At 45.2% G+C, this 14481-nt stretch carries 15 protein-coding genes; all 15 read left to right on the forward strand.

The window, feature by feature from the left end:
* Positions 1-109 precede the first annotated feature (109 nt).
* Positions 110-553 carry a nucleoside-diphosphate kinase gene (gene ndk / locus QFZ80_RS10440; protein WP_307546912.1) on the forward strand — a complete coding sequence of 148 codons (444 nt, stop codon included), beginning with the start codon at positions 110-112 and terminating at the stop codon, positions 551-553.
* A 126-nt stretch (positions 554-679) separates the two neighbouring features.
* On the forward strand, positions 680-1462 hold the full coding sequence (locus QFZ80_RS10445; protein WP_307558745.1) for a CheR family methyltransferase: 783 nt from the start codon (positions 680-682) through the stop codon (positions 1460-1462).
* Positions 1463-1584: 122 nt separating this feature from the next.
* Positions 1585-1749: a hypothetical protein gene (locus tag QFZ80_RS10450; protein ID WP_164826741.1), complete on the forward strand. Its 165-nt coding sequence runs from the start codon at positions 1585-1587 to the stop codon at positions 1747-1749.
* A gap of 311 nt (positions 1750-2060) precedes the next feature.
* The gene (aroC, locus tag QFZ80_RS10455; RefSeq protein WP_307546908.1) at positions 2061-3224 is read left to right on the forward strand and encodes a chorismate synthase; all 1164 of its coding nucleotides are present in this window, start codon (positions 2061-2063) and stop codon (positions 3222-3224) included.
* 1 nt (position 3225) lies between these two features.
* Complete coding sequence (aroB, locus tag QFZ80_RS10460) at positions 3226-4320, forward strand: 3-dehydroquinate synthase (RefSeq protein ID WP_307558747.1); 1095 nt, start codon at positions 3226-3228, stop codon at positions 4318-4320.
* Between the two features lie 3 nt (positions 4321-4323).
* On the forward strand, positions 4324-4710 hold the full coding sequence (gene aroH / locus QFZ80_RS10465) for a chorismate mutase (RefSeq protein ID WP_047674202.1): 387 nt from the start codon (positions 4324-4326) through the stop codon (positions 4708-4710).
* A 297-nt stretch (positions 4711-5007) separates the two neighbouring features.
* A complete protein-coding gene (gene trpE, locus QFZ80_RS10470) occupies positions 5008-6555 on the forward strand; it encodes an anthranilate synthase component I (protein WP_307558749.1) in 1548 nt (515 codons plus the stop codon).
* A gap of 27 nt (positions 6556-6582) precedes the next feature.
* A complete protein-coding gene (gene trpD / locus QFZ80_RS10475) occupies positions 6583-7623 on the forward strand; it encodes an anthranilate phosphoribosyltransferase (RefSeq protein ID WP_307546902.1) in 1041 nt (346 codons plus the stop codon).
* A complete protein-coding gene (gene trpC / locus QFZ80_RS10480; RefSeq protein WP_307546901.1) occupies positions 7613-8410 on the forward strand; it encodes an indole-3-glycerol phosphate synthase TrpC in 798 nt (265 codons plus the stop codon). Before trpD ends, trpC begins: the two co-directional genes overlap by 11 nt.
* 24 nt (positions 8411-8434) lie before the next feature.
* On the forward strand, positions 8435-9133 hold the full coding sequence (locus QFZ80_RS10485) for a phosphoribosylanthranilate isomerase (RefSeq protein WP_307555575.1): 699 nt from the start codon (positions 8435-8437) through the stop codon (positions 9131-9133).
* A complete protein-coding gene (gene trpB / locus QFZ80_RS10490) occupies positions 9130-10326 on the forward strand; it encodes a tryptophan synthase subunit beta (protein ID WP_307546900.1) in 1197 nt (398 codons plus the stop codon). Before QFZ80_RS10485 ends, trpB begins: the two co-directional genes overlap by 4 nt.
* Positions 10327-10329: 3 nt before the next feature.
* Positions 10330-11145: a tryptophan synthase subunit alpha gene (gene trpA, locus QFZ80_RS10495; protein ID WP_307546899.1), complete on the forward strand. Its 816-nt coding sequence runs from the start codon at positions 10330-10332 to the stop codon at positions 11143-11145.
* 17 nt (positions 11146-11162) lie between these two features.
* Positions 11163-12263: a histidinol-phosphate transaminase gene (gene hisC, locus QFZ80_RS10500; RefSeq protein WP_307546898.1), complete on the forward strand. Its 1101-nt coding sequence runs from the start codon at positions 11163-11165 to the stop codon at positions 12261-12263.
* Between the two features lie 23 nt (positions 12264-12286).
* Positions 12287-13375 (forward strand): prephenate dehydrogenase, encoded by a 1089-nt coding sequence (locus QFZ80_RS10505; protein ID WP_307546897.1) that lies wholly within the window; start codon positions 12287-12289, stop codon positions 13373-13375.
* Positions 13376-13548: 173 nt separating this feature from the next.
* The gene (locus QFZ80_RS10510) at positions 13549-14418 is read left to right on the forward strand and encodes a polysaccharide deacetylase family protein (RefSeq protein ID WP_307558751.1); all 870 of its coding nucleotides are present in this window, start codon (positions 13549-13551) and stop codon (positions 14416-14418) included.
* The last annotated feature ends 63 nt before the right edge of the window (positions 14419-14481 follow it).

Here is a 14481-nt window from a genome sequence, read left to right on the forward strand (position 1 = left end):
GTACTTCGATTTGAGAAAAGCTGCCAAAAAGTGTAAACTAGTGGAGAATACATAGATTGTACCTGAGTAAGTTTATGCAAAAGTCTTACTATAAGGAGGAAGTCCTTACATGGAAAAAACATTCTTGATGGTTAAACCGGATGGCGTACAACGCGGCCTTGTAGGCGAGATTGTAAAACGCTTTGAACAGAAGGGCTTTCAATTAATCGGCAGCAAGCTAACTGTTATTTCGAGGGAGCAAGCCGAACTTCACTATGCAGAGCATAAAGGTAAAGATTTTTTCGAAAGACTTGTGACGTTTATTACGTCCGGGCCTGTATTTGCGATGGTATGGCAAGGAGATCAAGTCATTCCATTATCCCGCACGATGATTGGGAAAACGAATACTCTTGAAGCGTCACCGGGAACAATACGTGGTGACTTTGCCGTACATACGCATTTAAATCTCATTCATGGTTCGGATTCACCTGAAAGCGCTGAGCGTGAAATTAGCAATTTCTTTAATTCGGACGAGCTTTTTGAATACAATAAAGTCATTCAACAATGGATCTAGTTCACAAAAATCAAAGAACCTGACATCTTAACGGATGCGGGTTCTTTTTTTGTCGTATTATAAAGGATTTTGGTATTTGCTTACAGAATGTATGTTACTAGAAATTGACCAAGGTGGGTGGACAGCATGGAAGATCAAGATTTTTTGTTATTTATTAAAAAAGTAAAAGAACACACGTCCATTGATCTTGCTCTTTATAAAGAAGCGCAAATGAAAAGACGTTTAACAACTCTACGGATGAAGCGTGGTTATAATACGTTCGTCGCTTTTTTTGATGCGATGATGAAGGATAAAGAATTATTCTATGAATTTTTGGATCGTATGACGATTAATGTCTCTGAGTTTTGGAGGAATCCAAATCGTTGGGAGCTCGTTGAGCAGAAATTTGTACCCGAGATGTTGAAGAAAAATAGACGCTTAAAAGTATGGAGTGCAGCTTGTTCAACGGGAGAAGAGCCTTATACGCTAGCGATGATTTTGGCAGAACAGGGAGCGCTTAATGAAGCTCATTTACATGCGACGGATATTGATGATGGCGCCTTGGAAAAAGCACGTAAAGCGATCTACCTCGATCGATCTTTGCGAGATGTGCCCGAAAAGTATGCGAAGAAATATTTCCGACAAGAACAAATGATGTATCATATTACGGACGATCTGAAAAAATCCATTAAATTTCAAAAGCAAAACCTGCTTGTCGATACATTTGATACGGGATATGATCTCATCGTTTGCCGCAATGTGATCATTTATTTTACGGAAGAAGCAAAACATGTCTTGTACCAGAAATTTTCTAAAGCGTTGAAACCAGGTGGATTGTTATTCGTTGGTTCTACAGAGCAAATTTTCTCCCCAGGACAATATGATCTGGAACCAGCAGATACTTTCTTTTATCGCAAAAAGGGTGTATAAGATCTTCCATAAATTCCAATACTAAGATGTAGCAGAAACTTATGCTTATGAGGCAAGTTTTCACGCTACGGAACGCTTACGATGCAAGTTATTGCTAAGGCAATAACTCTTAGGAGGCAATTATGGACAAACGCAAAGTGATTACCGCTTATCGTAGGGGAATGATCTCCATTCAGGAATGTGCGCAGATTTTGGGAGTCGATTCGTCACAAATCGTGGGTCTCATGAATGACCCACAGCTCTCCGAACTCCCAAGAGTCGTCCAAAAGCAGCCTATGCACGGGTAATCTTTGCTCATGACTAGATGTAGACACGCTCTCGCTAAGGGGATTCTCCCTTACGTGCGAAGCGTGTTTTTGCGTTTGTGCTGTTGCCAAACCCGAGTACCTATACTATAATGACAAAAGATAATCGCGCGTCAAAGCGCTAAAGTGTTTTAATAAAAGCAACCCTTCAAAAGCGGATGCTTATGAAGTTAGTATTGCTAAGCAATGCTTTATAGTTAATACTTACGAAGTTAGTATGATTTCGTAATACTCAAAAGTGTATGCTTACGAAGCTAGTGATGCTTCGCAAAACTCATAGGGGGTAACAGATTGTGAGATATTTAACAGCAGGTGAAACGCACGGCCCACAACTCACTGCGATAATTGAAGGGTTTCCAAGTAATGTAACTCTAAACTTTGAAGATTTGAACTTCCAATTACATAGACGTCAAAAAGGCTATGGCCGCGGTCGTCGGATGCAGATTGAGAAAGATACAGCGACCATTGCAGGCGGTGTGCGCCACGGCAAGACAACAGGAGCTCCAATCGCGCTTGTTGTTGTTAATAACGACTGGAAGCATTGGACAACGGTCATGGGGATTGAGCCGGTTGAAGAGGATAATGAAGGCAAGCGTCGTGTTAACCGCCCTCGTCCGGGACATGCGGATTTAAACGGCGGACTCAAATATAATCAAAAAGATTTACGCAACATTCTAGAGCGTTCAAGTGCGCGTGAAACAACGATGCGTGTAGCTACAGGCGCTGTAGCACGCCAATTGTTGGCTGAATTCGGCATTAAAGTAGCAGGACAAGTCATCCGTATCGGTGAGGTTGAAGCAAAGCGTCAAGAGCTTCCACTGGATGAGCTAATTCGAATCACAGAAGAATCACCGGTACGTGTGGTTGATAAAGAGGCTGAAGCTCAAATGATCGCCGCGATTGATGCAGCCAAAGAAGACGGGGATACACTTGGTGGAATCGTTGAAGTTATTATTGAAGGCGTGCCTGTAGGTCTTGGAAGCCATGTGCAATGGGATCGTAAGCTGGATGGTAAAATTGCACAAGCGGTTCTCTCCATTCAAGCCTTCAAAGGTGTTGAATTCGGAATTGGCTTCGAAGCTGCTGAGCGCAGAGGCTCTAATGTTCATGATGAAATTTTATACACAAAAGAAGATGGCTTTAGTCGCAGAACGAATCGCGCTGGGGGATTCGAAGGCGGTATGACAACGGGCGAGCAAATCATCGTGCGTGGTGTAATGAAACCAATTTCGACACTATACAAACCGCTGCAAAGCGTTGATATTGATACGAAGGAAGTATTCACGGCTCAAGTTGAGCGTTCGGACACTTGTGCAGTTCCGGCTGCAGGCGTGATTATGGAGAACGTGATTGCTTGGGAAGTAGCGAATGCTTTCTTGGATAAATTCGGCGGCGACTCCATCGAGGAGATTCGTGCGAACTTAAACAACTTCTTAGCCCAAGTGGAGAGTTACTAATATGAGAGAGCTCACAGTAGAGCTTGGAGAACGGTCTTATCCTATTTATATCGGCCAAGGCATTCTTAATGATATATCAGAGCTGCTTGACCGCGCGAAGCTTAGCCGCAAGTCGCCTTTACTCGTAGTCACCGATGACGCGGTGGCTTCGCTGCACCTGGAGCGCGTCATGACGCTGCTCCGTGAGGGCGGCTTCGCCGCCACGGCCTGCGTCGTGCCCGCAGGCGAAACCTCCAAATCCCTCGCGCAGCTCGAGGGAATTGTCACCGCCGCCCTCCAGGCGGGCCTCGATCGCAGTTCCGCGATCGTAGCCCTTGGAGGAGGCGTGGTCGGTGATCTCGCCGGCTTCGCTGCGGCGAGCTTCATGCGCGGGATCCGCTTCGCGCAGATCCCGACTACGATCCTTGCCCATGACAGTTCCGTCGGCGGCAAGGTCGCGGTCAACCATCCGATGGCGAAGAACATCATCGGGGCGTTCCACCAGCCCGAGCTCGTTCTCTTTGACATCGATTTGCTTCTAACATTGCCGCCCCGCCAAGTGAAGGCGGGCCTCTCGGAAGTGATCAAGCACGGCTTGATCTGGGACGCTGCATTCACGCAGTGGTGCGACGACAATGCGGAGAAGCTGCTGGCCTTAGATCCAGAAGCGCTCAGTTATGCGCTTTACATAGGCTGTAAAGTCAAGTCCATCGTTGTATCCCAAGATGAGCGCGAGAATGATTTACGTGCCATCTTGAATCTTGGCCATACGATTGGTCATGCCTTGGAAGCAGTCGCCGGTTATGGTGAACTGCTGCATGGTGAAGCGATTGCAATCGGCATGGTAGGGGCTGCTAAGTTAGCCCAGCAGTTCGGTTATGCCAAGGACATCCATACGGTGACGAAGGGGTTATTCGTGAAATACGGATTGCCTGTCAGCATTCCGTCACATTTGGATACGGATAGCATCATGAGCGCGATGATGCACGATAAGAAATTCAAAGAAGGCACAATGGTCTACATCATCCCGACGGAAATCGGCAAAGTAGAAATCCGTAAGGATGTTACGGTAGAACAAGTCAGACAAATTGTTGAGCTTTTAAAAGGGGAGAGTTAGCCGATGTTCTTAAGGGGAATTCGTGGAGCGACGACGGTTGAACACAATGAGGCTCAGGAGATTTTAACCGCTACGGGTGAATTGCTCGCTGCAATTGTAGAGGCGAATGATTTTCGTCCTGAAGATATTTGTTCCGTTTTCATTACTGTAACAGAGGATATTACGGCTACATTCCCAGCTCGGGCGATCCGCACGATGATCGGTTGGGAACTAGTCCCGCTAATGTGTTCACTGGAAGTTCCGGTCGAGAACTCATTGCCTAAGTGTATCCGATTAATGGTGCAGGTGAACACAACCAAAAGCCAAGCAGAGATCAATCATATTTACTTGAAGGAAGCTAAGGCACTGCGGCCTGATATTGTTAAATTGACAAATGAAGCAACACGGTAGTATAGTGTGATTAGATGAGTTTAGGTAAGTAGAGAAGCATTTAGTCGAGTAGAGCTTAGTCCAGTTGAGTTGAGTTGAGAAAAGGTAACATAGGTTTGTATGCAGATAAGTGCGACTCTATTCGAGGGCGTCTGTTTGTTCATACATAGCCATGGCTTCTTTTTTCATATTCTTCTTGATCTTCTACTTTAACTAAAGTCAACCTCTACTCCGGTAGAGGTTTTTTTGTTATTCGAATAGAGTTTTGAGCACCACTGAGATCGACGAGTCGCTCACAAGCTGAGAGGGGATGTTTCCATGTATACACCTGAAATTCAAGAAGTTATTCGTTTGGCTAAAGATTACAATCTCATTCCTGTTGTGCGTCATTTATTAGCAGATACTGAAACCCCGATACGTGTATTTCAACATCTTTACCAAGAACCGCGTGCGTTCCTCCTAGAAAGTGTTGAGGGCGGCGTGAAATGGGCCCGATATTCCTTTATCGGCAGCGATCCCTTCTTGATGATTAAAGCGAAGCATGGGAAAACCATGGTTGAAACACAATCCGAGAATAAGGTTTTGGACGAGAAGCCAATCGATGTGTTGAAAGCCTATCTGAGATCCTACTCCAGTCCTCAGCTTGCGGACTTGCCGCGTTTTACAGGCGGTGCCGTCGGATTCTTCGGATACGATCTGCTTCAGTACTATGAGAATCTCCCAGCTCATCAAATTGATGATTTACAAATGAATGACATTCAATTCATGTTCTGTGATCAAGTCATTGTTTTCGATCATTTCAAACAGCAGATCAAAGTGATTGCCAATGTGCACGTACAACCTTTTGCAACGGATGCTGACATTGTAAAAGCGTATCATGCGACTTGTGAGAAAATCGATGCCACAATCGAGAAGATCAAGCGCCCGCTTGGCTCCGAGACGATGACTCACAATCCGATTGTATCGGAACCGGATCTCGGCGATATTCGATCCAACATCACGAAAGAAAAGTATATTGCCAACGTGAATAAAGCGAAGGAATACATTCGAGCTGGTGATATTTTCCAAGTTGTGTTGTCACAGCGTTTTGAAATGGAAACGACCGTCTCGCCTTTGCAAGTGTATCGAGTACTGCGTACGATGAATCCTTCTCCTTATATGTACGTGCTCAAAATGGATGATGAAGTCGTCGTTGGCACCTCGCCGGAGCTGTTGGTTCGCGTTGAAGAAGAGAAGGTAGAGACACGACCAATTGCTGGTACAAGACCTAGAGGGAAGACGCCAGAGGAAGATCTTGCACTGGAAAAAGAATTGCTCGCAGATGAGAAAGAACGCGCTGAACATTTGATGTTGGTTGACTTAGGTCGCAACGACATCGGGCGTGTATCGGAATTCGGAACGGTGAAGTGCGATACATTCATGGACATTGAACGGTATTCACACGTCATGCATATCGTTTCTAACGTTTCTGGTAAAATTGCAAAAGACAAAGATTTCTTCGATGCTTTTCTTTCCTGTATGCCTGCAGGGACGGTGTCTGGAGCGCCGAAGCTGAGAGCTATGGAGATTATTGCTGAGCTGGAGCCAGAATCCCGCGGTGCTTATGCCGGAGCAATTGGTTACCTAGGATTTTCGGGGAATTTGGACACTTGTATTACAATCCGTACGATTATCTTCAAAAATGGCAAAGCCTATGTGCAAGCCGGAGCCGGTATTGTATGGGATTCAATTCCTGAAAGTGAATACCAAGAAACGGTTAATAAAGCGACAGCTTTGCTTAAATCAATTCGGATGGCAGAGGCCATGTTCAGCCCTGAGCCTAGACCAGTTAGTGATATTAACAAAGATTATTTTGTTAACTCTTAAGGGAGAGAAGGAGAGGAGACTCAAGTCATGAGTGGACTTATTCATATACAGCAAGCGCTCGGGAAAGTCATTAGCGGTAATCATTTGTCGCGTGAGGAAGCGCGCGGCGTCATGTCTGAAATCATGGACGGTGCGGCGACTCCGGCTCAAATCGGCAGCCTGCTTACAGCACTTCGGATCAAAGGAGAGACGCTGGAGGAGATTACGGGATTCGCAGAAGCGATGCGGAGCAAAGCTGTTCAGGTCAACGTACGCCAGAATGATCTACTGGATACATGCGGAACTGGCGGAGATGGCGCAGAGACGTTCAATATCTCCACAACGGCTGCGATTGTCGCATCTGCTGGCGGAATCCGCGTAGCGAAACATGGCAATCGGGCGATGTCGAGCAAAAGCGGAAGCGCAGATGTCCTTGAAGCTCTTGGCGTGAAGATTACGTTAAGCGGTGAACAAGCGGCTAAATGCCTAGACAAAACAGGAATCTGCTTCATGTTTGCCCAAGCGTACCATCAATCCATGAAGCATGTGGCGGCACCTCGGCGCGAGTTAGGCTTTAGAACGGTATTCAACCTGCTTGGGCCGTTGACTAATCCTGCGGGCGCTGACCGTCAAGTGCTTGGTGTATTCGACAGTACGAAAACCGAGCTGATTGCACAAGCGCTGCAAGCTCTTGGACTGAAACGAGCGTTGGTCGTCGCAAGCGAGGATGGATTGGATGAATTCAGCATTTCGGCACCTACGAAAGTAACGGAACTGAAAGCTGACACCATTAGTACTTATATCATTACTCCGGATGATCTTGGTTTACGCGCACATAGCATCAAAGATGTAGCGGGTGGAGATGCGATACTAAACGCTGAAATCATTCGTCATATTTTTGCTGGTGAGAAGGGCCCTTATCGCGATATCGTACTAGCAAACACAGCGGCCTGCTTCTATGTGACGGGGCAAGTCGGAACCCTTCAACAGGGTGTGAAATTAGCGGCTGATGTCATTGATTCAGGTCGTGCGGAACAAAAATTGAACGATTTAATCCAATATACAGGAGAACTATGCCATGTTTCTTGATAAAATTGTTGCCACCAAGCGGGCAGAGGTTGAAGCGATGAGCAGCTTTTCGATCAAGGATGCTGAGAAGTTAATCTCGGACCTGCCTCCTTGTTTAGGCTTTGAACAAGCGTTAACTACACGGAAAAACCGTGTGATGGGTCTTATTGCAGAAGTAAAGAAAGCCTCCCCATCTAAAGGATTGATTCGTGAAGATTTTGATCCAGTTCGTTTAGCGGAAGCCTATGAAAGGGCGGGCGCAGATTGTATCTCCGTTCTGACGGATGTGGACTACTTCCAAGGCAGTAACGAGTACTTGAAAGCCGTTCGTAATGCAGTGAATGTGCCGTTGCTTCGTAAGGATTTCACCATTGATCCGAAGCAAATTTATGAAGCGCGCTTGATTGGCGCCGATGCTATTTTGCTGATTGCTGCCATTTTAACGACAGATCAAATGAAGCAGTATTTGAAGTTGGCTGGTGATCTTGGTCTAGATGCGCTTGTTGAGGTTCATGATCGTGAGGAGCTGGAACGTGCGCTGGAATTGGATACTCAATTGATTGGCATCAACAATCGGAATTTGAAAACATTTGTTACCGACTTAGGTACAACAGAGGAACTGATTCAATTCATTCCAGCAGGGAAAACTGTCGTCAGTGAAAGTGGCATTTCTACTGTCAAAGATATGGCTTATTTACAGCAAGTTGGTGCTCAAGCTGTTTTAATCGGCGAGCATTTCATGCGACAACCTATTGTTGAGCAAGCCGTTCATGATCTGATGGGTACGAAAGTTCAAAGGGCGAAGTAGTTGAAGGAGAAAGAGGCGAATTTGATGGCTGTGGGGACGGTTCCAACGGTAAAAATTTGTGGACTTCAAAGCGTTGAAGTGTTAAAATCAATCGTGCATTTGCCGATAGCACATATCGGTTTTGTTTTTGCACCGAGCAAGCGGCAAGTTACGGCAGAGAAGGCTGGAGAACTGATTTCCTTTTTAAAGTCAGAAGAGACAAAAGGGGTATCTATCCCATTAACTGTAGGGGTATTCGTTAATCCGAGCAAGGAGCAGTTAACCGAGATTCTAACGGTGGCTCCACTTGATGTCGTACAGTTACATAGTCAGGAATCCCCTGATTTTTGCCGATGGGTTCGTGAACATTTTCAGGTGAAAGTGTTCAAATCCGTTTCAATTTCCAAGACAGAAAACAAAATCCTGGGCTTGGAGGATGTAGCCGCGCAGCTTGACCCTTATAAAGGGACTGTCGATGCTGTTTTACTGGATACCTTTGACCCTGTGTATGGTGGAGGATCAGGTAAAACCTTTGCTTGGGATTGCATTCCTGTTTATCAGGAGTGGGCGCGTTCTGCAGGAGTGCCGCTGCTAGTAGCAGGTGGTCTTCAACCTGATAATGTTGATCAATTAGTAACAGCCTATTACCCCGATGGCGTAGATGTTTCCAGCGGCGTCGAGACCGATGGCGTAAAAGATATAGCCAAAATTACAGCATTTGTGGAAAGGGTGACTCGAAAGTGACGCAAGTACCTGACCAGCATGGCAGATTCGGCAAGTTCGGCGGCCGTTATGTTCCTGAGACGTTGATGAATGCTTTAATTGAGCTTGAAGAAGCTTATGAACAATATAAAGATGATCCTGAATTTATTGCCGAGGTGCGCTACTTACAAAAGCAATATTCGGGCCGGCCAACACCGCTTTATTACGCGGAGCGGCTTACGGAGCTTTTAGGCGGAGCCAAAATTTATTTGAAGCGTGAGGATTTGAACCATACGGGTGCTCACAAAATTAATAACACCATTGGACAAGCGGTTCTCGCTAAACGAATGGGGAAGAAGAAGATTATTGCGGAAACTGGAGCTGGTCAGCATGGTGTTGCATCAGCAACGGTAGCTGCTTTAATGGGATTTGAGTGTAAAGTATTCATGGGTGAGGAAGACACGAAGCGTCAGCAGTTAAATGTTTTCCGTATGAAATTGCTTGGATCTGATGTCATTCCCGTTACGTCTGGTACTCGTACGTTGAAAGATGCTTGTAATGAAACGCTTCGTTACTGGGTTAGCAATGTTCAGGATACTTATTATATCCTAGGGTCCGTTACTGGACCGCATCCTTACCCCATGATGGTGCGTGATTTCCAACGTGTCATTGGCGATGAGTCACGTGAGCAAATCCTTGAAACCGAAGGCAGATTGCCTGATGCTGTAATTGCTTGTGTAGGCGGAGGCAGTAACGCCATGGGTATTTTCTATCCGTTCGTCCAAGATGAATCAGTGAAACTTATTGGCGTAGAAGCGGCTGGCCGCGGTATTCATACGGAAGAACATGCAGCTACAATGACCAAGGGAACTCCCGGTGTTTTCCAAGGCTCGCTTAGCTATTTGCTGCAGGATGAGTATGGGCAAGTACTGCCGGCTCATTCCATTTCAGCTGGTTTGGATTACCCCGGTATTGGACCGGAGCATTCCTACCTCAAAGATATTGAACGAGCAACGTATTATCCGATCACGGATCAGGAAGCACTAGATGCACTTCAGCTGCTTAGCCGCACAGAAGGAATAATTCCAGCCTTAGAGAGTGCACATGCCATTGCTCAAACGGTTAAAATAGCTCCTACCATGTCCAAGGATGAAATTATTATCGTAAATCTTTCTGGACGTGGCGATAAAGATGTTGAATCCATTATGAGCTATCTCGGCATGGGGAGGGAATAAACGATGAACCGTATTGATAGTCGATTTGCCGAGCTCAAAGAGCGCGGGGAAACAGCGATGATTCCTTTCTTGACCATCGGAGATCCTTCCCTTGAAGCATCCCTTGAGCTTATTCTGGAAATGGAACGCGCAGGTGCCGACTTGATCGAGCTAGGTGTTCCCTATTCCGACCCTTTAGCCGACGGTCCTGTGATTCAACGTTCCTCTGAACGTGCTTTACAGCGCAAAATTTCAATCTTTGATGTGATGGATGTCGCTCGTCAGGCTAGAAGCAGAGGTTCTAAGCTGCCTTTCATTCTTTTTACTTACTATAATCCAGTTTTACAAATTGGACTGGATCGCATTTTCAAAGCGATGCAGGAGAATGAAATCAGCGGCATTATCATTCCCGATCTTCCGTTGGAAGAAGACAGTGAGACAAGAGCGATTGCTGAAGCTAATGGGATTCATCTTATTCCGTTGGTTGCGCCAACATCCAATGAGCGCGTTAAACGAATTGCAGCAGGAGCTCGTGGATTCGTCTACTGTGTATCATCACTAGGTGTAACAGGAGAGCGTGCCGAATTCTTTGGTGGCATTGAGGATTTCCTTGCAACGGTACGGGAAGCTGCTAATGTTCCGATTGTCGTCGGCTTCGGTATTTCGAATCGCGAACAGGTTAAGCGCTTTGAAAAGCTTTGTGATGGAGTTGTTGTAGGAAGTGCCATCGTACGAACAATTGAGAACGTACTGCCTCATCTAGAGAACGATGCTGCTCACCCGGAAGGACTCTTGCAAATTCGTAACTTTGTGGGACAATTAAAACGTTCGGATAACTAATTGACGAGGTGACTATCATGAAACCGAAACAAACGATTGTACATTTACCTGTCTATCAACCAGGAAAACCTATTGAAGAAGTGAAACGTGAGCTAGGTTTGACAGAAGTGATTAAGCTGGCATCTAACGAGAACCCTTTCGGCTCCTCCCCTAAAGTAAAAGCTGCGATAGAAGCGGAATTATCCAACATCAGTTTGTATCCTGATGGGGGCGCTGTGCAATTGACAGAAGCTGTAGCTGAATCCCTTGGTGTTGCAACGAATCAGCTTATTTTTGGCGCAGGATCCGATGAAGTCATTCTGATGCTGGCGCGGGCTTTCCTTGTTCCAGGTGACGAATCCGTTATGGCTACACATACGTTCCCCCAGTACAAGCATAACTGTGAAATCGAAGGGGCTGTGTCCATTGAGGTACCTTTGAAAGAAGGAACACATGATTTGGATGGCATGCTTGCTGCGATTACGGAACGTACGAAAATCGTTTGGATTTGTAATCCGAACAATCCGACAGGAACGATGAATACCGATGCGGAGATTAAGGCGTTTTTGTCCAAAGTTCCAGATCATGTTTTAATTGTTCTTGATGAAGCTTACTGCGAATACAACACGACGGGGGAATTCCCGGATAGTATAGAACTAATTGGTCAATACCGCAATGTCATAGCATTGCGTACTTTTTCAAAAATTTATGGGTTGGCATCTCTTCGAATTGGTTATGGGATCGGGCATCCCGATGTTATTCGGTCAATTAATCAAGTGCGAGAACCTTTTAACACAACTAGATTTGCGCAAGCTGCTGCGCTTGCCGCAATTAAAGATCAAGATTTTATCCAAAGCTGCCGAGAAGCGAACACGGCTGGCTTACAATACTTAACAGAAGAATTTGGCAAGCTGGGTCTACAGGCATTTCCGGCACATGGTAACTTCATCATGGTCAATGTTGGTCGACCTGCAGCAGATGTATTTAATGGTTTGCTGCGCCAAGGAATTATTATTCGTGGAGGTCATATGTTGGGCTTCCCAACGTCACTTCGGGTTACAATTGGCTCACGCGAACAGAATGAGAAATTCATTACCGCTCTAACACAAGTGCTTGCTGAGGTTGCTGTTCAGGCCTAATTTAAATCATAAAGGTTGATTTCATGACGAAAATTGCGATATTCGGTGTAGGGCTGATCGGTGGATCACTCGCCTTATGCTATAAAGGAAAACCTGGATTTACAGTCGTTGGTCACTCACCGAATCCGAAGTCAGTTGAAAAGCTGCTAAAACGGAATGTTGTCGATACGGCAACAACTAATATGGCTGAAGCTGTTGAAGGAGCGGACTACATTTTTCTATGCGTGCCAGTTGGTATGTTAGAGGAATATGTCCAGCAGCTAGTACAGCTCCCTCTCAAAGACGGTTGTATTATCACAGATGTCGGCAGTACCAAAGCTTCAATCACCGAGAGTGCAGCATCCTTTGTCAAGGAAAACGTCTACTTTATCGGCGGTCATCCAATGGCAGGCTCCGAACGGCATGGGGTGGAGGCAGCTTCCTCGCATCTTTTTGAAAATGCGTTCTATGTTCTGACACCTGCAGAGGGTACACCACAATCTGAGGTTGATCGTCTAACGGAGCTGCTCAAGAAAACGAAGGCTCAAATTGTTCAAGTAGGCGCCCGTGAACATGATGACATCGTAGGAGCGATCAGCCATTTACCGCATATTATCGCGGTTGCATTGGTTAACCAAGTAAGAGGTTATAACGAAACGAATCCGTTGTATCAAAATCTGGCCGCTGGCGGCTTCAGGGATATCACACGTATCGCATCCAGTGAACCGATGATTTGGCGCGATATTCTTGTTAACAACAAAGACGTGCTGCTTAAACTGCTCAAGGATTGGAATCTAGAAATGTCGCGCTTTATTAAGTTGCTGGAGCAAAGTGACGGCGAAGGGATTGCGGAACAATTCCGTATTGCTGGCGAGTTCCGCAGTCAATTGCCTGAACGCAGAAAAGGGATGATTACGTCCTTATTCGATATTTATGTTGACATTCCCGATCATCCTGGTATCATTGGTCAAATTACAACCTTACTCGGCAATGCTAGAATAAATTTAAGCAACATTCAAATTATTGAAAGCCGTGAAGATGTTCCAGGTATACTGCGTCTTTCTTTTCGAAATCAGGAAGACGCCGACCGGGCATCTGAGCTGCTCAGTGGGCCATACACAGTGCATGTATAACGCTCATCGTCGCATGATAAATAAGCTGTTTTCTTTCCTTTTTTGGACAATTCGAAAAGAGGGAAGGGATCAGCTTATTTTATTTTTGTTAATAGATTCTCAAGGAAAAAGCTTCGTGATATAATGACATCTGTTCATATATATATTACATATTATATTGTGGGGCGAACGTGATGAAGATCCAATCGGTAGGGATAAGTATGCTTATTTTGTTAATCGCTTTCATGAATTTTTTACCTTCCCTTGTGCGTGCCAATGATGTCATTTATTCAAACGAAGTTGTCGTACTGGTATATCACCATATCGATGATCAAGTACAGGGCTCTGTGACGATTTCGACAAAGCTTTTCGAAAAGCAGTTGGAAGCTATGCAGCGGAAAGGCTATCATTTCATTAGCATGGATGAGTTTAAAAGCTTCAAGTCAGAGGGAACGGCAATACATGAAAATGCGATACTTGTAACGTTTGATGATGGTTACAAAAGCTTCTATACCAATGCTTTTCCGATACTCAAAAAAATGCGAATACCAGCTGTGAACTTCGTTATTACCAAAGATCTGGACAACCCGGCAGGAACACTTTTACCTTCCTTGTCTAGAGAAGAGATTAGGAAAATGAGAAAAGAGTACGCTGGTATCGATTTTCAATGTCATTCAGATGGGCTGCATGCGATGAGCAATGGGAAGCCGTTGTTGACCAACAAAATAACACAAAACGGTGTAACGGAAACAGACGATGAATTCAAAGTAAGAGTTCTGAACGATAGCCGTACGGGTCTTTCTAAGCTGATTGAATTGAATGGCTCAAAGACCGTCGATTCCTATGCATACCCTTTCGGAAGCTATGATGATCAAACGATTACGTATCTGCAGGAAGTCGGCGTTAAGTTTGCCTTTACGACTAAATCAGGTATAACTACGAAGGAAACGGATCCTATGCAAATCCCACGGATCAATGCAGGCAGTCCATTCATTCGAGCACATTCCATCAATAATTTGATTAAACAAGCAAAAAGGCATCAAATACATCCTATTCAATCTTAAAATAATCAGTTAGTAAACGTTTTCAAAATATGTATTGACAGAATGAAACCGTATACATATAAT

Source organism: Paenibacillus sp. V4I7 (assembly GCF_030817275.1).
In the GTDB taxonomy this organism is placed as follows: domain Bacteria; phylum Bacillota; class Bacilli; order Paenibacillales; family NBRC-103111; genus Paenibacillus_E.